Consider the following 26,255-nt stretch of genomic DNA (forward strand, 5'->3'; position numbering starts at 1 on the left):
CTCAGATCCGGAACCTGGCGCGGATGGCGTCGAAGCGTGCATGCAGTTGCGCGGCCCGCTGCTGCGGCGTGACGCGCCGGGTACCCGTCGGCAACACGGCGTCCAGCTCGGCCAGGCGCACGACCGACGTGCTGACCTCGGGCAATTGCCGACTCCCGATCACCCGCATGGTGAGGTAGCCCTCGCCGAAGCGCTGCGTGTCGATCCAGTTGTGCACGCCGGGGTCGTTGTGGGCCATGACCATTCGTACGCGGCCGTCGGAGTCGGTCGCCGCTCTGCTCGGCGTGTAGCTCACCGGCCGGTACAGGTAGTCCATGCTGTTCCAGAACGCGCCCATGTTGGTCAGCATCCAGAACTGACCGTCGTCGGCGAATTCGAAGACCAACGCTTCGTCCGGCCCGAGACGCCACGGCATGGTGACGATGAGCCGGCCGCGGCGCGCGTCGCGCTGCTCCGCCGTGCCCTCGAAGCGGGCACCGGGAAATGCGTTGGGCTCGGGCTCGCCGAACAGCGAGCCGATCTCCAGTTCGCGGTCCGGCCAGTCCGCCATCGCCCCGGTGAGGAAGTCGCCGGCCCACTGCATCGACGCGATGAGATCCTGCGGTGTCGGCACGGGACGTGGCTCATCCATGTCGATGCGCTCGATGCTGAACTGTGCCGAGCGCTCGCTCCAGGAGTCGAAGCCCTGCCGCATGAACAGCTTGCGCGAACCGGGTGTGGTCGGAAGCCAATTCGTGTCTCGCCGTGCACCACCGACGTAGAGGACGAAGCTGCCGTCGGGCTCGGCGACGAGGTCGTCACCGGTGATGTTCGCCTCGGGGGTGTCGCCGAAGGGCTCGTGCAGGTTCGGGTGATCGGCGCCGTAGTAGACGTCCTTGTCGGGTCGCGGCCCCTGCACGGTGAAGTTGATGAAACGCGCGGTGCCCCGGTCACCGGTAATCCGGTACGTCGAGGCGCCGTCGATCCACGCCTGCAGATAGACGAAGTCGGCATTGTCGCCGCCGAGCTTGCGGGTCGGCCCGCAGAACGGGTGGATCATCGGATACCGGGTGTCCTTGGTCTCCAGCGCGAGGTCGTAGGCCTGCCCGAGGTTCTGCGTCAGGTAGCGGAAGGCGTCGGCACGCTGCAGGGCATCCGCGGGCGAGGTGTCCTTGAAGGCCTGGTCTCCGGCGGCCTTGAGCCGGTCACAGAATTCGTGCCATGCGGCGCGCAGCGCCTCGTCATCGGTGCTGTCCCCGAACGCCATCAGCGCCTCGTCTCGATGTCGATGCCGAACCGCTCTCGGTAGGCGGCGAATTCTCGGTGCAGGTCCGGCACGGGGACCGGCAGGACGTCGGTGGAGTAGGTGAATTTGCCGTACCGGTCACCGCGGTTGGTCACCAGGTAGTCGCGCATCGCCTTCTCGGCGGTGGCGGGCAACGGCACTCCGGCGAAGTCGTAGAAGCCGCCGATCGTGGCGACCGGATCGGCGACGAAGTCGCGGTAGCGGACGTGGTGGATGCGCGGGTCGTCGACCAGCGGGTCGTCGAGGTAGGCGTGAAAATTGGCCCGCGACCCCTCGATCGTGTTCTTGGCGTACTGATCCCAGTCCAGCGTGCCGGCGAGGCTCTCGTTGATCTGCCCGAAGGTCACGATCTGTGAGGCGAGCACCTGCACCGGGTCGCGATGCACCCAGACGATCCGGGCGTCGGGGTAGGTGTCGAACAACGCCCGCAGGCGCCGGCCGTGAAAACCTTTGAGCACCCATCGCTTCGGTGGGCGGGTGTACTGGATGTGCTGCAGCATCATGTGATGCAGGGCGTACTGCGCGTGATGGTCTTGGTCGAAGTTCTGGATTGTAAGCGGCACCCGCCACCACGCGCTCGGGTTCGTCGCACGGAAGTCGAAGGCCCACGTGCGTTCACATTCGGGCAGCCCGGCGCCGAGCAGATCGTTGTAGGGGTGGCTGACGATCCACGGCGGGATGCGGTCGAGGATCTCCCGCCAGTCGGCGTCGGCCTGCGCCCGGCGCGGGTCGTCGGCGTATGCCGGACCCGGGGGCGGCGAGGGGTACATCACCTCCCAGAATCGCAGCGCGCGCGAATCCTCGTCCTCGGCGAGCAGGGCATGCAGCAGCGTCGTACCCGACCGTGGCTCGCCGGTGGCGAAGAGCAGGGCGGTGATCCGCTCCGCGGCCAGCGGTAGGCGGGCGCGGTCGGCAACGAACTGCAGCCTGCTGGTCAGCAGTCCGGCGATCGTGGAAGCGGCTGCCCGCGAACCTGTGTCGCCGAGGCCGGCGCTGTTCAGCTTGTCGACCACCGATGCCACCCGCCCGGGCAGGGTGTCGGCACCGAAGTCGGTGAACCCCGTCGCGTCCTGTGCGTCGGCGATGAGGAGGTCCGCGTCCAAGATTGTCATGGTGTGCTTCCCGTGCGCTGTAGCAATGCGTCCTCGACCTCACGAACCTTGCGCGCCGACTCCGCGGCGTAGGCCTGCCCGGCCATTCCGCTGTAGTCGAGTACGGACACCACGCGGGCGCCCGCCTCGCCAAACTCGGCGATCTGCCCGGCGACCTGCTTGGGCGTGCCGTGCGGAACGACAGACAGGATCGCGGCCGGGTCGACGTCCTCGAAGAGCCGGAGCAGTCTGTCGCGGGTCAGCACGCGGGGGTCGATGTCCTGGATGCCGCGCCAGCGCTCCCCCATCGGATGACGGTGCCCGGCGGCGGCCAGTGCGTCGGCCGTCAGTTGCAGCACCAGCGACTTCACCAGCGGGCGTTGCAGGATGGCGTTCAGTTCGTCGGGTTCGCCGATGAGGCAGACCACCATCTTCGCCGGGGTGATCGCCTGCGGGTCGCGTCCGGCCCGTTCGGCCGACTCCCGGATGCAGGCCAGCTGGCCGGCATAGGTCTCCGGTCCCGCGCTGCCCGTCGGCCACCAGCCGTCGCCGAATTCACCGGCCAGTCGCAGCATGCGGGGACCGTTGGCCCCGATCCAGATCGGTGGCGGGCCGGTGCGGTGAAGATCGGTGTCCAGCCGAGCGTGCTCGAGCGTGAAGTACTCACCGGCGAAATCGATCGGGCCGTCGGTGTCCCACAGCAGCCGGATCAGCCGGAGCGCCTCGCCGAACCGACCGACCCTGCCTCTGTCGTCGAATCCGTAGGGAGCCAGGTTCTCCCGCTCGCCGGCGCCGAGTCCGAGGATGAAGCGGCCTTCCGAGAGGTGGCTCAGGGTCAGTGCCGATTGGGCCAGCATCACCGGGTGGCGGCGGACGGTGTCGAGCACGCTGGTGGCGAGCCGGGTGCGTGTCGTGCGCGCCGCGACGGCACCGGCGAGGGTGAGGGTGTCCAGGTAGCGGTGCGGCGACGGCGACACCTCGGCGAGGTCGGTGAACTCGGGTGTCCAGATCGAGTCCGGCCAGAAACTCACGAGGTGATCGGGCATCCACAGGGAGTGATAGCGACCGTCATCGAGCGCCGCGACGCCGTTCAGGTCGAGCGGCAGAGTCGTCCGGAAGAACGCGGCCAACTCCAAGGACATGTAGCGCAAGCTACCCGAGGTTCACCGCGGCGTCTGCCGATTGCTGTGCATTCGCTCAGCGCGAGCGGGCCGGCACACCGGACCCGGCCCCCAGAAAGCAGAAAACCCGCCCGGAAGCGAGTTCCGAGCGGGTTCAAACTCTGTGGAGCTAAGGGGAATCGAACCCCTGACCTTCTCGATGCGAACGAGACGCGCTACCAACTGCGCTATAGCCCCTTGACCGATAGCAGGCTACCAGGAACACCTGCGGCAGCCGAAACCGGCGGCTACTGCCCCGCTGCCCGCGGCAGGTCGTACTCGCGGGCGAGCCGGCCGTACTCCAGGTGCTCGAAGGCCGGGTCCTCATCGTCGATCTCCAGCACGGCGGCACCCGGGCGGCGCAGCCGCGAGGGCACCACGTCGAACTCGCCGTCACCGGTGTTCTCGACGCCCAGCCGCGAACGCATCATCCGCTGCGCACGCCGGCGCCGCACCTGCTCCTCGATACGGGTCTGACGCCGCAGATAACCCAGGTACAGCACGGTCACGGTGGCCACCGAGCCGACCGCCCACCACAGCCCGGGCGACAGCACCGCGGCTGCCACCGCGGAGAGCACCAGCAGCACCGACATCGTCAGCAGGACCTTCTTACGGAAGGCGTACTTGCGTGCGCTCACCGCCTGCGCGGTCTTGGACTCGTAGCGGTTGCGCCGTGCAGAGGCCATCGACTCGGCCAGCTCGGGCTCGTTGTCGGCCTCGACTTCCAGACCCGACGAATCCTCGACGTACTCGTAGTCATCGTCGGTGAGGTCATCGTCGGTGAGGTCGTCCTCGGTGATGACTTCTTCGGAATCGGCCTCTTCGGCAATCGGCTCGTCGGCCTCGGCAGCCTCATGCGTGGTCTCGGCGACCGGCTGCGGGGCCGTTTCGGGCTCCGGGGCGTCGAAATCGAGCGTCAGCTCTTCGGTCTGCGGACCGGCCTGTTCCTTCCGGAATGAGTCGCCGAGTGGCAGGGCGCCGGAGTCCTCGTCGACGATGTCGACGTCGAGGTAGGGCGATTCGGCCGACTCTTCGACGGCGGCCGCGAGCACCACGGCGCGACGGCGCGACGACTCGTCTGCCGTTTCGTCGTGGAGATCCTCGGCGTACTCGGCCTCATACTCGGCGGCCGGCTGCCAGTGCGGGTCGCTGTTATGGCCGGCCGACGCGCGCGGACGTCGCAGCCGGGCATTGCGCCCGGAATTGAGCACGCGGGTCGCCAGCGCGACATCGCTTGTGCGCCGGACGTTGTCGCGTTTGCTCACCAGCATCGGCACCAGCACGAAGAGCCACAGCACGACGAGGGAGATCCACAACAGAGATTGGGGGATGCTTGGCATGACGCCTTTCCTTTCCCCTTCAGGCTAGGTCCGTGACCAGCGCATCCGTAGGCGGCGCGCCGAGGTCAATTACACACCTGTAATTCACCGGATACAAGCACCATTAGCCACATAAGTCACACGAGTAACAAATTGCTCGGGGAAATTTCGCCGCTAAGTCCAGCTCGCCCGGCCCGAGCGCACCAACCGGGCAGCCACCGAGCCTTCGACCTCCTCGACCGTGATGGCCACCAGCAGGTGATCGCGCCACGCGCCGTCCACATCGAGATAGCGCTTGAGCAGGCCTTCCTCCCGGAAACCCGCCCTGGCCAGCACCGCCCGACTGGCCGCGTTCTCGGGCCGCACCGTGGCCTCCACCCGGTGCAGCATCACTGGGCCGAAGGCATGGTCGAGCCCCAGCGCCAAAGCCGCCGTCGCCACGCCCGCACCGGTGAACTCCTTGGTGACCCAGTAGCCGATCCACGCCGAGCGCAGCGCGCCGTGCGTGACGTTGCCGATGGTGATCTGGCCGGCGAACTGCCCGTCGAGTTCGATGACGAACGGCAGCATCCGCCCTCGGCGCGCCTCGCCCCGCAGACCCGAACACACCGCCGGCCACGACGAAAGTGCATGGCGCATTTCCCAACTCGCCTCGGAGCTGGGTTCCCAGGGTTCCAGGTGCGCGCGGTCGGCCAGCCGCAACCTGCTCCACTGGGCGCCGTCGCGCAGCCGCACCGGGCGCAGGCCCACCAGGCCTACCGGCACCCTGATGGGTCCCACCGGAACCGGCCAACCTGGATGAGCCGGACTGGTGCGCCAGCGGTTCATCAGCCGCGTTGGGCCAGGAAGGCGACGTCCACGACCTCGCCGGTTCGGATCTGCTCGGCCTCGCTGGGGACGACGACGAGGCAGTTCGCCTCGGCCAGAGTCGCCAATAAATGCGAGGACGACCCGGGCGCGCCGCCGAGTGCCTGCACCAGATACTCGCCGGTGTCCTGATCGCGCATGAGCTGCCCGCGCAGGAAACCCTTGCGGCCGGCCACCGAGGAGATCGGGGCCAGCGTGCGGGCCTGGATGACCCGGCGCATCGGCGCACGCTTCCCCAGCGACATCCGGATCAGCGGACGGACCATCACCTCGAAAACCACCAGCGCGCTGACCGGGTTGGCCGGCAGCAGGAAGACCGGAACCCCGTCGCGGCCCAGCTGCCCGAAGCCCTGCACCGACCCGGGGTGCATGGCGATCCGCACCACTTCCATCTCGCCGAGCTCGGACAGCACCGCACGCACCGATTCGGCCGCGGCACCGCCGACCGCGCCGGCGATCACCACCACTTCCGAACGACTGATCTGCCCCTCGACGACCTCGCGGAGCTTCGCGGGGTCGGTGTCGACGATGCCGACACGGTTCACCTCGGCGCCCGCATCGCGGCCGGCCGCAGCCAGTGCGTAGGAGTTGACGTCGTACACCTGACCGTTGCCCGGGGTCCGGGACACGTCGACGAGCTCGCCCCCCACCGAGAGCACCGTCATCCGGGGACGCGGATGCACCATCACCTTGTCGCGGCCCACCGCCGCGAGCAGACCCACCTGTGCGGCGCCGATGATCGTGCCGGCCCGCACCGCGACGTCTCCGGGCTGTACATCGTCACCGGTGCGGCGCACATAGGCACCCGAGCGCACACCGCGCAGCACCCGGACCCGGGACTGGCCGCCGTCGGTCCAGCGCAGCGGCAGCACCGCATCGGCAAGGGTGGGCATCGGCGCGCCGGTCTGCACGCGCGCGGCCTGGCGTGGCTGCAACCGGCTCGGTGTCCGTGCGCCGGCCTCGATCTCGCCCACCACCGGCAGGCTGACCTCGCGGTTGAGGCCGTCGTCATCGGTCCCGCCGACCGACAGCACATCCACGCTGCGCACCGCGTAACCGTCGATCGCCGCCTGGTCGAATCCCGGCAACGGCCTTTCGGTGACCACCTCTTCGGCGCACATCAAGCCCTGGGATTCGGCGATGGCCACCCGCACCGGCCGGGGAGCCACCGCAGCGGCCGCTACTCGAGCCTGCTGCTCCTCAACCGACCGCACTGCATGCCTTTCTCCTGTCCAAGACCCGCCGTGCTGTCGTTATTCTCCGGCCAGGCCCAATCGCTCGACCAACCAGCGCCGCAGTTCCGGTCCGTAGTCGTCGCGCTCTAGCGCAAAGTCAACCGCAGCCTTGAGGTAGCCGCCGGGATTTCCCAAGTCGTGTCGGGAACCGCGGTGCACCACCACGTGCACCGGATGGCCCTCGGCGATGAGCAGCGCGATGGCGTCGGTCAGCTGGATTTCGCCACCGACACCGCGGTCGACCCGGCGCAGCGCGTCGAAGATCGCCCGGTCGAGCACATAGCGGCCTGCCGCTGCGAAGTGCGACGGTGCGTCCTCGGGCTTGGGCTTCTCGACCATGCCCTTGACCTTCAGCACATTCGGGTTCGCCGCGTCGGGCACCACCTCGACGTCGAACACACCGTAGGCACTGATCTCGTCGCCGGGGACCTCGATGGCGCACAGCACCGTTCCGCCGCGCTTGGCACGCACCTTGGACATCGTCTCCAGTACGCCGGTCGGCAGCACCAGATCGTCGGGCAGCAGCACGGCGATGGCATCTTCGTCGGGCAGCAGCGTGGACTCGACACAGCCCACCGCGTGCCCCAGGCCGAGAGGTTCGGCCTGCACCACGGCCTCCACCTTGATCAGCGCGGGTGCGCGGCGCACCTTTTCGAGCATCACATGCTTGCCGCGGGCCTCCAGCGTGCCCTCCAGCACCAGGTCCTCGACGAAGTGCGCGACGACGCCGTCCTTGCCTTCGGAGGTGATGATGATCAGCCGCTCGGCGCCGGCTTCGGCAGCCTCGGCGGCCACCAGCTCGATGCCCGGGGTGTCGACCACCGGTAGCAGTTCCTTCGGGACCGTCTTGGTCGCCGGGAGAAATCGGGTTCCCAGACCTGCCGCGGGGACCACAGCGGTCCGCGGAATAGGAACAAGTGCCTGTGCCATCGTTGACACACTAATGCCCAATGGTGGTTCAGGCGAAGGGTGTCGGCGCAAACGTGTCAATCCGGACAAAACCCGCGCTCAGGACGAGGATTCTTGCGGCTCGGCGGGCGCTCACCGAGCACCAGCGGGCAACGGAAACACGTTCCCTGCAAACGCAAATATCCGAACTCACCTTCGGTGCCGGCACCGTGGGCGCCTACATTCCGGTCGGATCCGAGCCCGGCGCGGCCAAGGATTCGGTACCGCTGCTGGATGTCCTGTTCGGGGTGCGGATTCTGGTGCCGATCGCACGCACCAATTTGCCCATGCAGTGGGCCGAGTACCGGCCCGGGGAGCTGGTTGCGGCGCCCTTCGGTTTGCGCGAACCGCCGCCGCCGTGGCTGACCCCGGAATCCATCGCTGAGGCGTCGGTCGTCCTGGTGCCCGCGCTGGCCGTGGACCATCACGGCAACCGGCTCGGCCGGGGCGCCGGCTTCTACGACCGTGCCCTGCCGTTGGCCGCCGCCGGCGCGCAACTGATCGCGGTGGTCCGTGATGAGGAACTTCTCGACGCCGTTCCCGCCGAACCGCACGACGTCCCGATGACGCATGCCCTGACCCCCGGCCGGGGCCTGATCCGGTTGGGAATGACCTAGCCCACGTAGCGGTTCTAGCACTTGAGCCGCTAGAGTGCTAGAAGGTTTGACAGTCTCGGAGGATTTCGTGCCTACCTACTCCTACGCGTGTACCGAATGTGACAATCGGTTCGACGAGGTCCAGGCGTTCAGCGATGATGCGCTGACCGTATGCCCCAAGTGCAACGGACGGCTGCGCAAGCTGTTCGGCAAGGTGGGCGTCGTATTCAAGGGCAGCGGCTTCTACCGCAACGACAGCCGCGACTCCTCGAAGTCCAGCAGCACCGTGGGCTCGTCGAAGGGCAGCGACAGCTCGACGTCGACATCCAACGGTTCCTCGGACTCCTCGAGCAGCTCCTCGGATTCCTCGAGTACCTCGTCGTCCTCGTCGTCGAGCTCGACCAGCTCGACGCCGGCCGCAGCCTCCAGCTAGCGAGTTATCCACAGGGCACGCCGTCGCCGACTGCCGTCATACCCCCGGGCCGCCTAGCGTTGCCCTGGTGGGGGAATCGCTGAATCCATCGGTGCTGTCCCGGCTGCGCCGGGCACTACGCCCGGACTGGACGCGTACCGTCGCCGCCCGCCGAACCGCCGCCGGGCTGCTGGTGGTGCTGGCCGCCGTCGCCGCGTTACGCCCGGACCCGGCCGGTGAGCGCACCGATGTCGTCATCGCACTGCGCGACCTACCCCCGGGCGCACCGCTCACCGCCGGCGATATCGTCGTCGAATCCCGTTTGGCCACAACAGTTCCCGACGGCGCGACCGGAGACGTGGGCGTCGTGATCGGAGCCACTCTGGCCGGCCCAGCGCGCCGCGGTGAGGTGCTCACCGACGTACGGCTGCTCGGAACCCGGCTGACCGAGGCGAGCGCCGGTCCCGACGCCCGGATCGTGCCGTTGCACCTCGCCGACGATGCGCTCGTCGATCTCATCCGGCCCGGAGACGTCGTCGACGTCCTCGCGGCCGGCAGCACCGGCACCGGGCCGGACACCCCGCCGGAGGTCATCGCGACCGAGGCTGTCGTCGCGCTGGTGTCGGCCGAACCCGCGGGTCCGGCAGGCTCGACAGGCCGGGTGGTGCTGGTGGCACTGCCGCGGCACGCCGCCAATGCGGTGGCCGGTGCGGCGCTCACCCGCCAGATCACCGTGACCTTTCACTGACTCCGGGCGCCACCTGCTCGGTTACTGTTTGCGTGTCACCATTACCTGCTGGAAGGGTCCCCGCATGATCAAGGGTTTCAAGGAATTCCTGCTGCGCGGCAACATCGTCGATCTGTCGATCGCGGTGGTCATCGGCACCGCGTTCACCGCGCTCGTCACCAAATTCACCGAGAGCATCATCCAGCCGCTGATCGACCGGATCGGCGCGGGCGGCGAATCCGATTACGGGGTGCTGCGCATCCCCATCGGCGGCGATCAGACCATCGACCTTAATGTGCTGCTCTCCGCGATGATCAACTTCGTCCTCGTCGCCGCCGTCGTCTACTTCCTGATCGTGCTGCCCTACAGCAAGTTCCGGAAGAAGGAAGAGGAGACGGTCGAGGCCGAGGTCGTGCTGCTCACCGAGATCCGCGACCTGCTGGCGACGCGTCCCGGTCCGACCGCCGGAGAACGCGTCACTCCCGACGCCTGATCCGGCGACACGCACACCAACGCCCGGCTGGAGAACCCAGCCGGGCGTTGGTGGTTGACAGCTATCGGACGACGATCACCAGTCGCCGATGGGCGGGCTGAAGACGAACGCCCCGTTGGAGTCGAGGTTGAACGGTGCGGACTTGGTGCCCGGCACCGCCTTGATGGTGTCGACATGCACACCTTCACCCTGGGCGTGCACGATGCCGGAGTCGGCGCTGCGGGTCTCGAGGAACCCGCGCGCCTGGCCATAATCGGACACGCGCAGCGCGTTGTCGTCGACCAGCAGCGCCTGACGGCTAGTGACATAGGGGGCCGGTGCCGATTCCTCGACCTCTGCACTCGCGGTGGCGCTGCCCAGACCGGCCAGCAGCGTCGCTCCCGCGAAGGAACCGAGCCCGAGGATTACGAACTTCTTCGATGAAGCCATGAGCGCCACTCTCTCAACTGTCGTCCAGCATCTACACCTGGTGCCCCAAGGGTAGCGCGTGTCACACCGGCGGGTTGCCGGTTCACCATCGACGGCTGACCCCACACAGCAAAACGCCCGGCCGGGGAGAACCCCGACCGGGCGTTTGCGTGAAGCAACTACGAAACGTCGGTCACCAGTCGCCAATCGGCGGGCTGAAGACGAACGAGCCGTTGGACTCAAGGTTGAACGGCGCGGACTTGGTGCCCGGCACCGCCTTGATGGTGTCGACGTGCACACCTTCACCCTGGGCGTGGACGATGCCGGAGTCGGCGCTGCGGGTGTCCAGGAACCCGCGTGCCTGGCCATAATCGGCCACCCGAAGGGCGTTGTCGTCGACCAGGAGGGCCTGACGGCTGGTGACATAGGGGGCCGGTGCCGATTCCTCGACCTCTGCACTCGCGGTGGCGCTGCCCAGACCGGCCAGCAGCGTGGCACCCGCAAATGAACCGAACCCGAGAACTGCAAGCTTCTTCGATAGGGCCATGACCCTTTCCTTTCCTGCTTGGGTAGTCCCACTCGTCACCATGTGGCCCGCCTGTCAGAGCACGGGCCACATGGCAACGTCGGGTTTAGGAGCGAACTGTCAGTTCATGTTCCAGGGCTCGCCGTAGGTGGTGACGCTGTCACCCTCCGAGGCGATGAGCCGTGCGTAGGGGCGCAGCAGCACGCCGCCGGCAGCACCGGTCACGGTCCCGTGAGCGTTGGAGACTGCAACCGCACCGCTCTCGCCTGCGACGTCAGCGGAGAAGGTCGCAACTTCCTGGATGCCGGGGCCGTTGCCGAGGTCGGCGCTGATCGAGGCACCGGGGAACAGCGGCGGGGTCACGATGGCCGGGATGATGTCGAAGTCGACGCCACCGGGGCCCACGTAGCCGTAGTCCTGACCGTCGAACGCGATGTTCGGGGTGGTGTAGCTGAAGTTGATGCCGACGCCCAGCGACCACGGGAAGCCGACCTGGTAGCCCAGCTCCAGCACGCCCTCGAAGTCCTCAGCGCCCGGACCCGAGACGATGTACTTGGCCTTGCCGGAGTGGAACCACTCGCGGGTCAGGCGGTTGCGGTCGAGCGGGAACACACCATTGAGGAAGGTGTCCCACTGCTGGATGGTCAGGGTCCGGTCCTTGCCGTCCACGAGGCTGAGCTCGTTGTCCAGACCCGCGTTGGAGGTGCCTGTGCTCACGAACAGCGACGCAATGGCCGCGATCATCGCGATCAGCACCCGACTGATTACCTTCATGTTCTCCCTATGCTGCCGACGGTTGGTGTGCTGTCAACCGTGTTTGTTGATGCGGATCCCGGCCCTACCGAGATATCACACCTTGCAAGACCTCCATGTGGTGCGAATTAGAAACTCCACATGTTGCTCTTACGATTCGCTCATCGTTGACACGAGGAACATAACGGTGCCCCATCAACCCGGCAACGCGTAGGTCCCATCGCGGGGACCCGACCCGATGGGGCTCCAGGGTTTGCTGGGACGGCCATACAGAGGTATTCAAGGTGTCGTGACCAGCGCGACAACTTAGCGTGCCTCAGTTTGCTTCGCACGTCGTGGAGAAAGAAATGATCGGCTGGAATCAAGAAGATTCCAGCCGATCAGGGGGAAATTACTGCTCAGTCGTGGTGCGGAGGGACGTTGTCCCGGAGCCACCGATCGCGGTCGAAGTTCTCTTCGGAGGTATCGCCATCACGCTCGTCGCGGGTGGTGCTCGGCAGTTCCTCGCCGAAGATCGCGTTAACTGCGTCCTTCGATGGCCGCGTAGGCCCGGTCACGATGCGGTAGCTCCTGTGACCAACGTCACATTGGCGGTGGGATTACCGTTCACCTGCCCGTAACCTGCCGCGCTTGAAAAGAGTGCGCAGACCTGCATGATTGCCATCCGGACACGCACTTCCCGGCTCAGATATCGAGGCTCGAGAGCTGCCCGATCACCTGGACGGCGAGCGGGTTGAGGGTGGCCATGCCGTCCCGCACCGCGGCACGTGAGCCGGCGATGTTCACCACGAGGGTGCTGCCCGAGATGCCGGCCAGTCCGCGCGATACGCCGGCATCCACGATGCCCGCAGACAGCCCGGAAGCGCGCAACGCCTCGGAGATGCCCAACAACTCACGGTCGAGCAGCTCGACAGTGGCCTCAGGGGTCACGTCGCGGGGGCTCACCCCGGTGCCGCCGACCGAGATCACCAGGTCGACTCCGCCGATGACGGCGGTGTTGAGCGCGTTGCGGATCTCCACCTCGTCGGCGGAGACCACCACGACCCCGTCCACCAGGAAACCGCTCTCACCGAGCAGCTCGGTGACCAACGGTCCGCTGTGATCCTCTTCGCCGTGTGCTGTCCGGTCGTCGACGACGACAACGAGCGCCCGCCCGACGAACTCCGCTGGTTGTTCCATGACAGTCACCGTATATCCGGACGCCGTCAACGAGTTCGACAAGGGTTCCAATACGGTCACTGCTGAGCCTTCCCCAAGGTCACGTCCAGGGTCTCGGCTCCGCCGGACCCCTGAAAGGTCAACGTCACCTTGGTACCGGGCGCCTTCGAGCGCACCGCGGCGACCAGGGCGTCGGCGCTGTTGATCACGCGTCCGTCGACCTTGGTGACCACCACGCCGCTGGGCAGTCCCGCCGCAGCCGCCGCACCGCCCTCGGTGACCTCGACGATCTTGGCGCCGTCCACCGAGGCATCGTTACCGACCTGCACACCCAGCGAGGCGTGCGATGCGGTGCCGCCCTGCACCAACTCGTCGGCGATCCGCTTGGCCTGGTCCACCGGAATGGCGAACCCGAGGCCGATCGAGCCGCTCTGGGACTCCGCGGAATCGCCACCGAGGGTCGCGATGGCCGAGTTCACCCCGACCAGCTCACCGTTCATGTTGACCAGCGCGCCACCGGAGTTACCCGGGTTGATCGCGGCGTCGGTCTGGATCGCGTCCAGCACGGTGTTCTGGTCATTGCTGTTCCCGCCGGCGGCCACCGGGCGGTTCAGCGCGCTGACGATGCCGACGGTGACGGTGCCCTCCAGGCCGAGGGGCGAGCCGATCGCGACCACGTCCTGGCCGACCCGCAGATCCCCCGAGGACCCGAGTGCGATGGGGGTCAGATCCGATACCCCTTCGGCCCGCACCACGGCGATGTCACTGCTGGGGTCGGTGCCGACCACCGTGAACGGTGCGGTGCGACCGTCGGCGAAGGTCACCTTGGTCTGCGGCCGCCCGCCGGGCGCGCCTTCGGTGGCGACGACGTGGTTGTTGGTGAGGATCAGTCCGTCGGTGGACAGGATGATGCCCGAACCCTCCTCGGAGGCCCGGCCCAGGTTCGTCTCCAGCTTGACCACGCTGGGGACCACCTTGGCCGCAACCTGCTCCACCGAGCCCACCGGCAGGCTCGCCGCCGGCATGCCCGGAGTGGCACCGCCGCCGCTGGAGAAGCTGGTGGAGGGCTGGTCGGGCTGAGCCAGCACCGCCACGCCGCCGCCGATACCGGCGGAGACGACCGCTATCGCTGCCGCGCCGGCAATCAAAGCGCCTGCACGCGAACGCTTCTGGGGCCTGGCGGCGGGCGTTCCGGCCGGGCGGTACGGGTCGTACTGCGACCGCGTCTGCTGGGGATGCTGCTGGGCGTAGCGCCAGTCATAGGGCTGCTGTTGGTAGCCCTGCTGGTAAGTGTTGCGCTGCGTGGAATAGCCGGTCGGGTTCGCTTCGTAGCCGGGCTGGGACGGAGGCGGTGTGTACCTCGGGTCGTTCGTCATATCGCTCGGCGCTCTTTCTTTTCAGCGGTTCAGTTATCTGTTCAACGCATCGGACAGCCATACAGTGCCGAGTGGGGCTGAGAATCCACTTAGAGAATGACGCGTAGGAACCCATCAATTTCTGAAGATTTCCCCACGTCACACCCCGCTACCCATTGTCGGCGCCCGAAGACGTGGCGTCCATCGATTTGTCCCCGCGTGTCGGCGACAAACCGGCAGGCACCTGGAACGGCGCGGTCGCCGTGGCGCTCTCGGGCAACACCCGCCGGCCGGGCAGCACGAGGCGAACCGAGGTACCCGACGGCTCACCTCCGGGCACGGTGTCCTCAACCTGAAGTGTCCCACCGTGTTTGAGGACCACCTGCTTGACGATCGCCAACCCCAGACCCGAACCCGGCATCGCACGGGCCGATGTGGAGCGGTAGAAGCGCTCGAACACGAGCTCGCGTTCCTGCGGCGGAATGCCCGGGCCCATATCGGAGATCACGAGTTCGGCGTGCAGTGCGTCACGTTGCCTCAGCCGCACCAGCACGGTGCTGTCGGGCGGACTCCACTTGGCCGCGTTGTCGAGCACGTTGAGCACCGCCCGGGACAGTCCGGCGACGTCGCCGTCGACCTGCCAGTCGATCAACTGCACGTCGAAGTCAATATCGTTGCGGCGGCGTCGAACTCGTTCCAGTGCGCGATCCACCACATCGGACAGGTCGACCTTCTCCCGGATCACCACACCGGCGTCGTCGCGGGTGAGGTCCACCAGATCGCCCACCAATGTGGACAATTCCTCGATCTGGGCAATCACATCGGCCTGCAGCTCGACCATCTCGCCGGCGGGCAACCGCGGAGCGCCGGGCGCCATCGCCGCCATCAGCAGCTCGACATTGGTGCGCAACGAGGTGAGCGGAGTGCGCAGCTCGTGCCCGGCGTCGGTCACCAGCCGGGACTGGCGCTCCCGCGATTCCGCGAGCGCGCGCAACATCATGTTGAACGCATCGGTAAGCCGGGCCAGCTCGTCGGTGCCGACCACGGGGATGGGCCGCAGATCGTCGGTGCGCGCGACCCGCTCGGCGGCCTGGGTCAACCGGGCCACCGGGCGCAGACCGGCGCGGGCGACCATCCCGCCGGCTATGGCGGCCACCGCCATACCGGAGGCGCCGACGATGGCCAGCACGGTGCCCAGCCTGTTCAGCAGGGCGATCGTGGGCGCAAGGCTCTTGGAGATCAGCAGCGAGTCGCCGTTGGCCAGGTGCACGGCCAGCACCCGCTGGTTGTTGACGGTGCGCAGCGACATAAGCAGCTCGCCCTGGACGACGGCTTTCTCCGGCGCTCCGAGTGGCAGCGTCTGGCCCTGCTGGTTGGCGGTGTAGATACAGCATCCCGGGCTGACCAGCATGGCGTTCACATCGGAATATGCGGTGCCCTCGATGGCCTTGCCGGGATCCTTGGCCAGCGAGCCGCTCTCGATGAGCAACTGCACCCGGCTGTGCAACTGGGTGTCGATGTCGTCATAGACGGAGCGGGACACCACGGCGTACACGGCAACGGCCATCAGCACGACGACCATCGCGACCATCGACATCGCCAGCAGCATCACCCGCCAGCGCAGCGAGACCGCGCTGACGTTTCTGGTGTACCGGCGTTGACTGTCCGATCGGAACACCGGTTTCTTGAACAGCCGCATCAGGGCGGGGTTTCCCGCAGCACATAACCCACCCCGCGCACGGTGTGGATGAGCCGCGGTTCACCCTCGGCCTCCGTCTTGCGACGCAGGTAACCGACGTACACCTCCAGCGCATTACCCGAGGTCGGGAAGTCGAATCCCCAGACCTCTTCGAGAATGCGACTGCGGGTGAGCACCCGCCGGGGGTTGGCGATCAGCATTTCCAGCAGCGAGAACTCGGTGCGGGTCAGGCTGATCTGCCGTTCACCGCGGGACACTTCCCGTGTCACCGGGTCCAGGCTCAGATCGGAGAAGGTGAGCGCCCGGGAGTCCGCGGACTCGTCCGGAAGGGTGCGACGACGCAACAGGGCCCGCATCCGGGCCAGCAGTTCCTCCAGCGCGAACGGCTTGGGCAGATAGTCATCGGCTCCCGCGTCCAGGCCGGCCACCCGTTCGGACACCGAATCCCGGGCGGTGAGCACCAGGATGGGCAGATCGTCACCGGTGCTGCGGAGATGCCGGCACACTTCGAGGCCGTCGAGCCTCGGCATCATCACGTCCAGGACAAGGGCGTCCGGTCGGTCACTGGAGATCGCCTCGAGAGCCTCGACACCATCCTGGGCGAGCTCGACGGAATAACCATTGAACGAAAGCGACCGGCGCAGAGATTCGCGCACCGCGCGATCGTCATCAACGACAAGAATGCGCACAGCCACAGTGTCATCCCTCTATCTGAGAGCGACCTGAGAGACGCGCCGCACGGAGCCGCAACGGCCAGGCGACATCCAGCGCAGCGGTTACTTGCGGTCGAGGTCGACCAGGCCGAGGCGAGCGGCCTTGAGCAGGCGACGCGGCACCTTGCGCTGCTGGCCACCCACAGCGACGTTGACCAGGCCGACGGCCTCGGTCTTCCACTGCGACCGGCGGCTACGGGTGTTCGAGCGCGACATCCGGCGCTTGGGCACAGCCATGTTGGAGATCTCCTCTTGCGGGTTTCCGCCGCGCAGCGAACAGCGACGGCAATTTGCACTACAGAATAGCCCGCACCGCCGGATGCCTCCAAACCGCACGCCTCAGCGCGAAACACATGCGCGGTTTCCGCCTTTCGGCGCGGCTGCTGCGCGAGACTGAAACAACGCACCGATCGGGGCCCACCCCTTGACGCGATACCGTCGGTACCGAGTAACCTACCTACCGGTTGGTCGGAGTGCGATGGGAGTGATGGGTGCAGTCTGCAGCAGTCCGGATCGGCAACTGCTCGGGGTTCTACGGTGACCGCATCGCGGCCATGCGCGAGATGCTCGAAGGTGGTGAGCTCGACTACCTCACCGGCGACTACCTGGCCGAACTGACCATGCTGATCCTGGCCCGCGACCGGGCCAAGAACCCCGAACTCGGCTACGCCAAGACGTTCCTGCGCCAGCTCGAAGACACCCTCGGACTCGCCCTGGACAAGGGCGTGAAGATCGTCGCCAACGCCGGCGGCCTGAACCCGCGAGCACTCTCCACCGCGGTGCGCGACCTCGCCGACCGCCTCGGACTGACGGTGAACGTGGCCCATGTCGAGGGCGACGACCTCATCGCGCGGGCCGACGAGCTCGGGTTCCCAGGCGTGCTGGCCGCCAACGCCTACCTGGGCGCCTGGGGCATCGTCGAGTGCCTGACCGCCGGCGCCGAAATCGTCGTCACCGGCAGGGTCACCGACGCCTCGGTGATCGTCGGACCGGCCGCCGCCCACTTCGGCTGGACCCGCACGGACTACGACGCGCTGGCCGGCGCGGTCGCGGCCGGCCACATCATCGAGTGCGGCGCCCAGGCCACCGGCGGCAACTTCTCGTTCTTCAACGAGGTACCCGACCTGAACCATCCCGGCTTCCCGATCGCCGAGATCGCCGCCGATGGCTCCTCGATCATCACCAAGCACCCCGGGACCGGCGGACTGGTCAGCACCGACACCGTCACCGCCCAGCTGCTCTACGAGATCGCCGGTGCGCGCTACCCGAATCCGGACGTCACGCTGCGCATGGATTCGGTCTCGGTCACCGCAGCCGGTCCCGATCGGGTCCGGGTGAGCGGGGTGCGCGGCGAGGCTCCGCCCCCGACGCTGAAGGTCTCGCTGAACAGCATCGGCGGATTCCGCAATGCCACCTCGTTCGTGCTGACCGGCCTGGACATCGAGGCCAAGGCCGCGCTGATCAGGTCCCAGCTGGAAAGCCACCTCACGGTCCGGCCCGCCGAGCTGCAGTGGACGCTGGCCCGCACCGATCATCCCGACGCCGACACCGAGGAAGCCGCCAGCGCGCTGCTGCACTGCGTCGTCCGCGACCAGGACCCGAAGATCGTCGGGCGGCAGTTCTCCTCCGCCGCAGTGGAACTGGCCCTGGCCAGCTACCCGGGCTTCACCTCGACGGCGCCGCCCGGAGACGGCCAGGTGTACGGCGTGTTCACCCCGGGCTTCGTCGACGCCGCCGCGGTCCCGCACGTCGCCGTGCTCGCCGACGGCACCCGGGTGGACATCGCCCCGGCAGCCGAGACGCTGGCGGTCGAACCCGCCGAGGCACCCGCGCTCCCCGAGCCGGCAGAGTCGGGCCCCACCGTCCGGGCACCCCTGGGCCGCATCGCCGGCGCCCGCAGCGGCGACAAGGGCGGCTCCGCCAATGTCGGGGTGTGGGTGCGCAGCGATCCCGAATGGGATTGGCTGGCACATACTTTGACCGTAGAGAAGCTGCGCGAACTGCTCCCCGAGACGGCCGGTCTGCCGGTGACGCGGCATCTGCTGCCCCGGCTGCGGGCGGTGAACTTCGTCATCGAGGACATCCTCGGACAGGGTGTCGCCTATCAGGCCCGATTCGATCCGCAGGCCAAAGGTCTCGGCGAATGGCTGAGATCTCGACATGTCGACATCCCGGAAAGGCTGTTGTCTTTGTGACCGATATCTGGCACGCCCCAGAACGTGACGATCTGCGAAAGACGGTGCGGGCGTTCGCCGAACGCGAGATCCTGCCCTACGCGCAGGACTGGGAACGCACCGGTGAACTGCCCCGCGAACTGCACGTCAAGGCCGGCGCGGCCGGGCTGCTCGGCGCGCCCTACCCGGAATCGGTGGGCGGCGGAGGCGGCGACAGCGCCGACGCGGTGATCATCTGCGAGGAACTGCACCAGGCCGGCGTGCCCGGCGGCACCTTCGCCTCACTGTTCACCTGCGGCATCGCGGTGCCGCACATGATCGCCTCCGGCGATCAGCGCCTCATCGACACCTACGTGCGCCCCACCTTGCGCGGCGATCTCATCGGGTCACTGGCCATCACCGAACCCGGCGGCGGCTCCGATGTCGGGCACCTGACCACCAAAGCGGTCCGGGACGGAGACGATTTCATCGTCAACGGCGCCAAGACCTACATTACCTCCGGGGTGCGCGCCGATTACGTGGTGACCGCGGTGCGCACCGGCGGACCGGGCGCGGCCGGGGTGTCACTCCTGTTGGTGGACAAGAACACTCCGGGCTTCGAGGTCAGCCGTAAGCTGGAGAAGATGGGCTGGCGCTCCAGCGATACCGCGGAGCTGTCCTATACCGATGTGCGGGTGCCGGCCGCCAACCTGGTGGGGGCGGAGAACACCGGCTTCGTGCAGATCGCCGGCGCCTTCGTCTCCGAACGCGTGGGACTGGCCGCGCAGGCCTATGCCAGCGCGCAGCGCTGCCTGGACCTGACCGTGCAGTGGTGCCGCGACCGCGAGACCTTCGGCCGTCCACTGATCTCCCGGCAGGCCGTGCAGAACACCCTGGCCGACATGGCGCGTCGCATCGATGTGGCGCGGGTGTACACCCACCGGCTGGTGGAGCGTGAAATGGCGGGTGAGACGAACCTGATCACCGAGGTCTGCTTCGCCAAGAACACCGCCGTGGAGGCCGGCGAATGGGTGGCCAACCAGGCCGTCCAATTGTTCGGCGGGATGGGCTATATGGCCGAATCCGAGGTCGAGCGCCAGTACCGCGACATGCGCATCCTGGGCATCGGCGGCGGCACCACAGAGATCCTCACCGCGCTGGCAGCCAAGACGATGGGCCTGCAATGACGAGACTCAAATCGACCCTGGATCCGCGCGCAGCCGGGTACGGCGAGGCCGCCGACGCCATGTCGGTCAAGCTCGCCGAGCTGGCAGGAGAACATGAGCGCAGCCTGGCCGGCGGCGGCACCAAATACGTCGACCGCCACCATGCCCGGGGCAAGCTGACGTCACGCGAACGCGTCGAACTGCTGCTGGACCCGGACGCCCCGTTCCTGGAGCTGAGCCCGCTGGCCGCCTGGGGCAGCGATTTCACGGTGGGCGCCAGCGTCGTCACTGGCATCGGTGCCGTCGGGGGTGTCGAGTGCCTGATCGTGGCCAACGACCCCACCGTCAAGGGCGGCACCAGCAACCCATGGACGTTGAAGAAGATCCTGCGTGCCAACCAGATCGCCATGGAGAACCGGCTTCCGGTGATATCCCTGGTGGAATCCGGCGGCGCCGACCTGCCCACCCAGAAGGAGATCTTCATCCCGGGCGGGCAGATGTTCCGCGATCTGACCCGGCTGTCGGCGGCCGGGATCCCCACCATCGCACTGGTCTTCGGCAACTCCACCGCCGGCGGCGCCTATGTGCCCGGCATGTCCGATCACGTGGTGATGATCAGAGAACGCTCCAAGGTGTTCCTCGCCGGTCCCCCGCTGGTCAAGATGGCCACCGGCGAGGAATCCGACGACGAGTCCCTGGGTGGCGCCGAGATGCACGCCCGCACCTCCGGATTGGGTGACTACCTGGCCAACGACGAGCTCGACGCCATCCGCATCGGACGGCGCATCGTGGCGCGGCTCAACTGGCGCAAACAGGGCCCGGTGCCGGTCCCGGTCGTCGAACCCGCATACGACGCCGAGGAACTGCTCGGCATCGTCGGAGCCGACCTGCGCATCCCGTTCGACCCGCGCGACGTCATCGCCCGCATCGTGGACGGTTCGGATTTCGACGAGTTCAAACCGCTCTACGGTTCGTCGCTGGTCACCGGCTGGGCCACGCTCTACGGCTATCCGGTCGGCATCCTCGCCAACGCCCGCGGCGTGCTGTTCTCCGAGGAGTCGCAGAAGGCCACCCAGTTCATCCAGCTGGCAAACCGGGCGAACACGCCATTGCTGTTCCTGCACAACACGACCGGCTACATGGTCGGCAAGGCGTACGAGGAGGGCGGCATGATCAAACACGGATCGATGATGATCAACGCCGTCTCCAACTCAGGAGTGCCGCACATCTCGCTGCTGATCGGGGCGTCCTACGGGGCCGGCCATTACGGCATGTGCGGGCGCGCCTACGATCCGCGTTTCCTGTTCGCCTGGCCCAGTTCGAAATCCGCGGTGATGGGCGGGACGCAGCTGGCCGGCGTGCTGTCCATCGTCAGCCGGGCCGCCGCGGAGGCGCGCGGCCAGCAGGTCGACGAGGCCGCCGACGCCGCGTTGCGCGCCGCGGTCGAGGCGCAGATCGAGGCCGAATCCCTGCCGATGTTCCTGTCCGGCCGGCTCTACGACGACGGTGTCATCGACCCGCGGGACACCCGCACCGTGCTCGGAATGTGCCTGTCCGCCATCGCGAGCGGACCGATCGAGGGGACGTCGAACTTCGGCGTCTTCCGGATGTGAGGGCGTAAACGCATGATCACACGAGTCCTCGTCGCCAACCGCGGCGAGATCGCCCGCCGGGTGTTCACCACCTGCCGTCGCCTCGGCATCGGCACCGTCGCGGTGTACACCGATCCCGACGCCGCGTCCCCGCACGTCGCCGAGGCCGATGTGCGGGTACGCCTGGAGGGCCGCAACGGCTATCTGGACACCGGTCAGCTCATCGCCGCCGCGCACAAGGCCGGTGCCGACGCCATCCATCCGGGTTACGGATTCCTCTCCGAGAACGCGGATTTCGCCGAGTCCGTGCAGCGCGCCGGGCTGATCTGGATCGGCCCGCCGGTGGCAGCGGTGCGGTCGATGGGATCCAAGATCGAGGCCAAGAAGCTGATGGCCGCCGCCGGCGTTCCGGTGCTGGCCGAACTGGATCCCGATACTGTCACCGCCGCGCAGCTGCCGGTGCTGATCAAGGCATCCGCCGGTGGCGGCGGCCGCGGTATGCGGGTGGTGCACGATCTGGCATCGCTGCCCACCGAAGTCGCGGCGGCACAGCGGGAAAGCCAGTCCGCCTTCGGCGATCCGACGGTGTTCTGTGAACGTTATCTGGCCGCCGGTCACCATATCGAGGTCCAGGTGATGGCCGATCAGCACGGCACCGTGTGGGCCGTCGGCGAGCGCGAATGCTCCATCCAGCGCCGGCACCAGAAGGTCATCGAGGAGGCGCCCTCACCCCTGGTGGAACGCACACCGGGGATGCGCGCCAAGCTCTTCGAGGCCGCCCGGCTCGCCGCCGACGCGATCGGGTACACCGGCGCGGGCACCGTCGAATTCATGGCCAGCTCCGATCCGGGGTCCCAGGGTGACTTCTTCTTCCTGGAGATGAACACCCGACTGCAGGTGGAGCATCCGGTCACCGAGGAGACCACCGGTCTCGATCTCGTCGAGTTGCAGATCGAGGTGGCCGACGGTGTGGCGCTGCCCGCGCAACCACCTGCCGCGCAGGGACATTCGATCGAGGCCCGGCTCTATGCGGAAGATCCGGCCAGGGGCTGGCAGCCGCAGGCCGGTGCCGTGCACCATTTCGAGGTACCCGCCGCGCGCACCGAGTTCGGCACGCTCGGCCGGGTCGGGGTGCGGCTGGATTCGGGCATCGTGGACGGGTCCCAGGTGTCGGTGTTCTACGACCCGATGCTGGCCAAGGTGATCTCCTTCGCGCCGACCCGCCAGCGAGCCGCAGTCACCCTCGCCGACGCGCTGTCGCGCGCCCGGATCCACGGGGTGGGCACCAACCGTCACCTGCTGGTCAACGTGCTGCGGCACCCGGCGTTCCTGTCCGGTGCCACCGACACCGCGTTCTTCGACACCCACGGGCTGGCCGACCTGGCCGCCGGACCGGCGGACACCGCCGCGCTGTCGGCGCTGGCCGCCGCACTCGCCGATGCCGCACACAACCGCGGCACCGCAACGGCTTTCGGCCCCGCACCCAGCGGGTGGCGCAACCTCATCTCGGGCTACCAGACCCGGGCATTCCGCGATGCCGCCGATGAAGAACAGCTCATCCGGTACCGCTTCGGCCGCAACGGAATCGGGCTGCCCGACTTCCCGGGCGTCACCGTGGTGTCGACCAGCCCCTCCCGCGTGGTGCTGTCGGTGGATGGCGCTGAGCAGGCCTTCGACGTGGCCCGCTACGGCGACGACGTCTTCGTCGATTCGCCGATCGGGCCGGCCCGGCTGACCAGCCTTCCGCGTTTCCCGGACCCGGACTCCGCGGTGGCGCACGGTTCGCTGCTCGCCCCGATGCCCGGCTCGGTGGTGCGGGTGGGCGCCGCGGCAGGAGACACCGTCACCTCCGGGCAGCCGTTGATCTGGCTGGAGGCCATGAAGATGGAGCACACCATCACCGCACCGGGCGACGGTGTGCTCGCCGAACTGAATGTGCAACCCGGACAACAGGTCGAGGTCGGAGCCGTCCTGGCCCGGATCGAGAACCCCGAAGGAGATCAATCATGACCAGCTTCATCGAAACCGAGGAACAGCAGGCACTGCGCAAGGCCGTCTCCGCGATGGCCGCCAACTACGGCCAGGACTACTATCTGGAGAAGGCGCGCGCCGGCGCACACATCGACGAACTATGGTCGGAGGCAGGCAAACTCGGCTTCATCGGGGTCAACCTGCCCGAGGAGTACGGCGGCGGCGGTGCGGGCATGTACGAGCTGTCGATGGTGATGGAGGAGATGTCGGCGGGCGGCTGTCCGCTGCTGATGATGGTGGTCTCCCCCGCCATTAACGGCACCATCATCAGCAAGTTCGGCACCGACGAGCAGAAGAAGCGCTGGATCCCGGGGATCGCCGACGGCTCGATCACGATGGCCTTCGCCATCACCGAACCCGACGCCGGCTCCAACTCGCACCGCATCACCACCACCGCGCGCCGCGACGGCAGCGACTGGATCCTGTCCGGCCAGAAGGTCTACATCTCCGGTGTCGACCAGGCCCAGGCGGTGCTCGTCGTCGGCCGCACCGAGGATCACAAGACCGGCAATCTGAAGCCGGCGTTGTTCGTGGTGCCCACCGACACCCCCGGGTTGTCCTGGACGAAGATCGAGATGGAGATCCTCAGTCCCGAGTACCAGTTCCAGGTGTTCCTCGACGACGTGCGGTTGCCCTCCGACGCGCTGGTCGGCTCCGAGGACGCAGCGATCGCGCAGCTGTTCGCCGGGCTGAACCCCGAGCGCATCATGGGTGCGGCCAGCGCCGTCGGCATGGGACGCTTCGCCATCGGCAAGGCCACCGACTACGTCAAGACCCGGCAGGTGTGGAAGACACCCATCGGTGCGCACCAGGGCATCTCGCATCCGTTGGCGCAGAACCACATCGAGATCGAGCTCGCCAAGCTGATGATGCAGAAGGCCGCCGCACTCTATGACAGCGGTGACGACTTCGGTGCCGCCGAGTCCGCGAACATGGCCAAGTACGCCGCGGGTGAGGCCTCGGTGCGGGCCGTCGACCAGGCCGTGCAGTCCCTCGGCGGCAACGGGCTGACCAAGGAGTACGGCATCGCCTCGGTGCTCACCGCGTCCCGGTTGGCACGCATCGCGCCGGTGAGCCGGGAGATGATCCTCAACTTCGTCGCGCAGACCTCGCTGGGCCTGCCTCGGTCGTACTGATGCTCGTCCACTACGCCCTGGAAGGCCGGGTGGCCCGGCTGACGCTGGACTCGCCGCACAACCACAATGCGCTGTCCACCGCGCTCGTCGAGCAACTGCACAGAGGTTTCGACGACGCCATCGCGGCCGGCGCACGCGTGGTGGTGCTCGGCCACACCGGCCGGACCTTCTGTGCGGGCGCGGACCTCAGTGAGGCCGCAGGCCGCGACCCGGGGGATATCGCGGTGGACCGCGCCCAGGAGATGACCCGGCTGCTGCGGGCGATCCTGGCGGCGCCGGTGCCCGTGATCGCCGCCGTGGACGGGCACGTCCGCGCCGGCGGGATGGGACTGGTCGGGGCGTGCGATATCGCGGTGGCCGGACCGCAGAGCACCTTCGCGCTCACCGAGGCCCGCATCGGTGTCGCCCCGTCGATCATCTCGCTGACGCTGCTGCCGAAGCTGACTGCGCGGGCGGCCGGGCGGTACTTCCTGACCGGGGAGAAGTTCGGTCCGCAGGAGGCAGCGGACATCGGGTTGATCACCGTGGCCGCCGACGACGTGGCCGGCGCAGTGGACGCCCTCACCGCCGATATCGCCAAGGCCTCCCCCCAGGGACTGGCGGCGTCCAAGGCGCTGACGACGGCCGGCATCCTCGCTGGGTTCGACGCGCACGCCGACGCGTTGACTGCGCAGTCCGCCGAACTGTTCACCTCCGCCGAGGCCCGCGAGGGCATGCTGGCGTTCCTGCAGAAACGCCAGCCCGACTGGGCGTGAGCGAACTCCTCGCGTTTGCCAGTTTCGACGACGAGCTTGCGTTTATCGGCGTGAGTCGTAGGCTCAGTAACAATGAGCACTTCGTCGTGGCAGAACGGCTCGACCCGCGCCGGCGACGCCGAGCGCATTCAGGTAGCCCAGTTGCTGACCGACGCCGCCTCCCAGGGCAGGCTGTCGATGGACGAATACGAGCAGCGGTTGGCCAAGGCCTACGCCGCCACCACGCACGGCGAACTGGCCCGGCTGTCCGCCGATCTGCCGGACTTCGCCACCACCGCCAATTGCGGTGGCACCCGCAAGCCCGCACCGTCGACGCTGCTGCTGGCCATCCTGAGCGGCTTCGAGCGGCGCGGTCGCTGGAATGTCCCGAAACGGTTGACGTCGTTCGCGCTGTTCGGCGGCGGTGTGATCGACCTTCGGTACGCCGATTTCACCTCGCCCGAGGTGGACATCCACTCGATCTCGATCTTCGGCGGACAGACCATTCTGCTGCCGCCGGAGGTCAACGTCGCCGTCCGCGGCCACGGCGTGATGGGTTCCTTCGATCACGTCGGCGAGCAGGGCACACCCGGCGCGCCGTGCATCACCATCCGCGGCTTCTCGTTGTGGGGCAGCGTCGGCATCAAGCGCAAAAAACGCAAGAACAGCTGAGACGTTTTCTTTGCTCGAATTGCACG

The 26,255-nt window shown here is 67.7% G+C and carries 27 protein-coding genes and 1 tRNA gene; 11 read left to right on the forward strand and 17 right to left on the reverse strand.

Annotated features, from left to right (window positions below):
• Position 1 precedes the first annotated feature (1 nt).
• The 8 genes from ASE48_RS17055 to ASE48_RS17090 all read right to left on the reverse strand — a co-directional run bounded on the left by ASE48_RS17055 (position 2) and on the right by ASE48_RS17090 (position 7,887).
• On the reverse strand, positions 2 to 1,246 hold the full coding sequence (locus ASE48_RS17055; protein ID WP_057168293.1) for a DUF1214 domain-containing protein: 1,245 nt from the start codon (positions 1,244 to 1,246) through the stop codon (positions 2 to 4).
• The gene (locus ASE48_RS17060) at positions 1,246 to 2,397 is read right to left on the reverse strand and encodes a sulfotransferase family protein (RefSeq protein WP_057168294.1); all 1,152 of its coding nucleotides are present in this window, start codon (positions 2,395 to 2,397) and stop codon (positions 1,246 to 1,248) included. The genes ASE48_RS17055 and ASE48_RS17060 overlap by 1 nt, the downstream gene beginning before the upstream one ends.
• The gene (locus ASE48_RS17065) at positions 2,394 to 3,518 is read right to left on the reverse strand and encodes an LLM class flavin-dependent oxidoreductase (protein ID WP_057168593.1); all 1,125 of its coding nucleotides are present in this window, start codon (positions 3,516 to 3,518) and stop codon (positions 2,394 to 2,396) included. The genes ASE48_RS17060 and ASE48_RS17065 overlap by 4 nt, the downstream gene beginning before the upstream one ends.
• Before the next feature lie 143 nt (positions 3,519 to 3,661).
• A tRNA-Ala gene (locus ASE48_RS17070) sits at positions 3,662 to 3,734 on the reverse strand.
• 50 nt (positions 3,735 to 3,784) lie between these two features.
• Positions 3,785 to 4,876, reverse strand: a complete 1,092-nt coding sequence (gene sepX, locus ASE48_RS17075) for a divisome protein SepX/GlpR (RefSeq protein WP_057168295.1) — start codon at positions 4,874 to 4,876, stop codon at positions 3,785 to 3,787.
• A gap of 153 nt (positions 4,877 to 5,029) precedes the next feature.
• Complete coding sequence (locus ASE48_RS17080) at positions 5,030 to 5,683, reverse strand: GNAT family N-acetyltransferase (RefSeq protein WP_057168296.1); 654 nt, start codon at positions 5,681 to 5,683, stop codon at positions 5,030 to 5,032.
• Positions 5,683 to 6,936 (reverse strand): molybdotransferase-like divisome protein Glp, encoded by a 1,254-nt coding sequence (glp, locus tag ASE48_RS17085; RefSeq protein WP_057168297.1) that lies wholly within the window; start codon positions 6,934 to 6,936, stop codon positions 5,683 to 5,685. The genes ASE48_RS17080 and glp overlap by 1 nt, the downstream gene beginning before the upstream one ends.
• A gap of 39 nt (positions 6,937 to 6,975) precedes the next feature.
• Positions 6,976 to 7,887 (reverse strand): UTP--glucose-1-phosphate uridylyltransferase, encoded by a 912-nt coding sequence (locus ASE48_RS17090; RefSeq protein WP_057168298.1) that lies wholly within the window; start codon positions 7,885 to 7,887, stop codon positions 6,976 to 6,978.
• Positions 7,888 to 7,940: 53 nt separating this feature from the next.
• On the opposite strand from ASE48_RS17090, the gene ASE48_RS17095 reads away from it, so the two are divergent.
• From ASE48_RS17095 to mscL, 4 genes are all read left to right on the forward strand, one after another.
• Positions 7,941 to 8,522 carry a 5-formyltetrahydrofolate cyclo-ligase gene (locus ASE48_RS17095; protein WP_057168594.1) on the forward strand — a complete coding sequence of 194 codons (582 nt, stop codon included), beginning with the start codon at positions 7,941 to 7,943 and terminating at the stop codon, positions 8,520 to 8,522.
• A gap of 67 nt (positions 8,523 to 8,589) precedes the next feature.
• Positions 8,590 to 8,934: an FmdB family zinc ribbon protein gene (locus ASE48_RS17100; protein WP_057168299.1), complete on the forward strand. Its 345-nt coding sequence runs from the start codon at positions 8,590 to 8,592 to the stop codon at positions 8,932 to 8,934.
• 67 nt (positions 8,935 to 9,001) lie between these two features.
• Positions 9,002 to 9,661 (forward strand): SAF domain-containing protein, encoded by a 660-nt coding sequence (locus ASE48_RS17105; protein WP_057168300.1) that lies wholly within the window; start codon positions 9,002 to 9,004, stop codon positions 9,659 to 9,661.
• Between the two features lie 64 nt (positions 9,662 to 9,725).
• Positions 9,726 to 10,133 (forward strand): large-conductance mechanosensitive channel protein MscL, encoded by a 408-nt coding sequence (gene mscL / locus ASE48_RS17110; RefSeq protein WP_057168301.1) that lies wholly within the window; start codon positions 9,726 to 9,728, stop codon positions 10,131 to 10,133.
• A gap of 75 nt (positions 10,134 to 10,208) precedes the next feature.
• Here the strand turns inward: mscL and ASE48_RS17115 are convergent, their stop codons facing one another.
• The 9 genes from ASE48_RS17115 to rpmF form a co-directional block, all read right to left on the reverse strand.
• On the reverse strand, positions 10,209 to 10,562 hold the full coding sequence (locus ASE48_RS17115) for a hypothetical protein (RefSeq protein ID WP_057168595.1): 354 nt from the start codon (positions 10,560 to 10,562) through the stop codon (positions 10,209 to 10,211).
• A 172-nt stretch (positions 10,563 to 10,734) separates the two neighbouring features.
• Positions 10,735 to 11,088: a hypothetical protein gene (locus tag ASE48_RS17120; RefSeq protein ID WP_057168302.1), complete on the reverse strand. Its 354-nt coding sequence runs from the start codon at positions 11,086 to 11,088 to the stop codon at positions 10,735 to 10,737.
• Between the two features lie 99 nt (positions 11,089 to 11,187).
• On the reverse strand, positions 11,188 to 11,841 hold the full coding sequence (locus ASE48_RS17125) for an MspA family porin (RefSeq protein ID WP_057168303.1): 654 nt from the start codon (positions 11,839 to 11,841) through the stop codon (positions 11,188 to 11,190).
• Between the two features lie 377 nt (positions 11,842 to 12,218).
• Entirely contained in the window at positions 12,219 to 12,377 is a 159-nt protein-coding gene (locus tag ASE48_RS33140; RefSeq protein ID WP_200962190.1) for a hypothetical protein, read from the reverse strand.
• A 127-nt stretch (positions 12,378 to 12,504) separates the two neighbouring features.
• Positions 12,505 to 12,999: a MogA/MoaB family molybdenum cofactor biosynthesis protein gene (locus ASE48_RS17130; RefSeq protein WP_057168304.1), complete on the reverse strand. Its 495-nt coding sequence runs from the start codon at positions 12,997 to 12,999 to the stop codon at positions 12,505 to 12,507.
• Between the two features lie 56 nt (positions 13,000 to 13,055).
• Complete coding sequence (locus ASE48_RS17135) at positions 13,056 to 14,354, reverse strand: S1C family serine protease (RefSeq protein WP_057168305.1); 1,299 nt, start codon at positions 14,352 to 14,354, stop codon at positions 13,056 to 13,058.
• Between the two features lie 148 nt (positions 14,355 to 14,502).
• On the reverse strand, positions 14,503 to 16,032 hold the full coding sequence (locus tag ASE48_RS17140; protein ID WP_057168306.1) for a HAMP domain-containing sensor histidine kinase: 1,530 nt from the start codon (positions 16,030 to 16,032) through the stop codon (positions 14,503 to 14,505).
• Positions 16,032 to 16,721 carry a response regulator transcription factor gene (locus ASE48_RS17145; RefSeq protein WP_057168307.1) on the reverse strand — a complete coding sequence of 230 codons (690 nt, stop codon included), beginning with the start codon at positions 16,719 to 16,721 and terminating at the stop codon, positions 16,032 to 16,034. Before ASE48_RS17145 ends, ASE48_RS17140 begins: the two co-directional genes overlap by 1 nt.
• 87 nt (positions 16,722 to 16,808) lie before the next feature.
• Positions 16,809 to 16,982, reverse strand: coding sequence for a 50S ribosomal protein L32 (gene rpmF, locus ASE48_RS17150; protein ID WP_057168308.1), 174 nt, complete (start codon positions 16,980 to 16,982; stop codon positions 16,809 to 16,811).
• 254 nt (positions 16,983 to 17,236) lie between these two features.
• Here rpmF and ASE48_RS17155 point away from each other — a divergent pair, with 254 nt between their 5' ends.
• The 7 genes from ASE48_RS17155 to ASE48_RS17185 all read left to right on the forward strand — a co-directional run bounded on the left by ASE48_RS17155 (position 17,237) and on the right by ASE48_RS17185 (position 26,229).
• Entirely contained in the window at positions 17,237 to 18,940 is a 1,704-nt protein-coding gene (locus ASE48_RS17155) for an acyclic terpene utilization AtuA family protein (RefSeq protein ID WP_057168309.1), read from the forward strand.
• Positions 18,937 to 20,085 carry an acyl-CoA dehydrogenase family protein gene (locus ASE48_RS17160; protein WP_235571280.1) on the forward strand — a complete coding sequence of 383 codons (1,149 nt, stop codon included), beginning with the start codon at positions 18,937 to 18,939 and terminating at the stop codon, positions 20,083 to 20,085. The genes ASE48_RS17155 and ASE48_RS17160 overlap by 4 nt, the downstream gene beginning before the upstream one ends.
• Positions 20,082 to 21,677, forward strand: coding sequence for an acyl-CoA carboxylase subunit beta (locus ASE48_RS17165; protein WP_057168311.1), 1,596 nt, complete (start codon positions 20,082 to 20,084; stop codon positions 21,675 to 21,677). The genes ASE48_RS17160 and ASE48_RS17165 overlap by 4 nt, the downstream gene beginning before the upstream one ends.
• A gap of 12 nt (positions 21,678 to 21,689) precedes the next feature.
• Complete coding sequence (locus tag ASE48_RS17170) at positions 21,690 to 23,666, forward strand: ATP-binding protein (RefSeq protein WP_057168312.1); 1,977 nt, start codon at positions 21,690 to 21,692, stop codon at positions 23,664 to 23,666.
• A complete protein-coding gene (locus ASE48_RS17175; protein WP_057168313.1) occupies positions 23,663 to 24,823 on the forward strand; it encodes an acyl-CoA dehydrogenase family protein in 1,161 nt (386 codons plus the stop codon). The genes ASE48_RS17170 and ASE48_RS17175 overlap by 4 nt, the downstream gene beginning before the upstream one ends.
• On the forward strand, positions 24,823 to 25,578 hold the full coding sequence (locus ASE48_RS17180; RefSeq protein WP_057168314.1) for an enoyl-CoA hydratase family protein: 756 nt from the start codon (positions 24,823 to 24,825) through the stop codon (positions 25,576 to 25,578). The genes ASE48_RS17175 and ASE48_RS17180 overlap by 1 nt, the downstream gene beginning before the upstream one ends.
• Before the next feature lie 72 nt (positions 25,579 to 25,650).
• Positions 25,651 to 26,229 carry a DUF1707 SHOCT-like domain-containing protein gene (locus ASE48_RS17185; RefSeq protein WP_057168315.1) on the forward strand — a complete coding sequence of 193 codons (579 nt, stop codon included), beginning with the start codon at positions 25,651 to 25,653 and terminating at the stop codon, positions 26,227 to 26,229.
• The last annotated feature ends 26 nt before the right edge of the window (positions 26,230 to 26,255 follow it).

Origin of the sequence: Mycobacterium sp. Root265, from assembly GCF_001428895.1 — a bacterium.
GTDB lineage: Bacteria > Actinomycetota > Actinomycetes > Mycobacteriales > Mycobacteriaceae > Mycobacterium.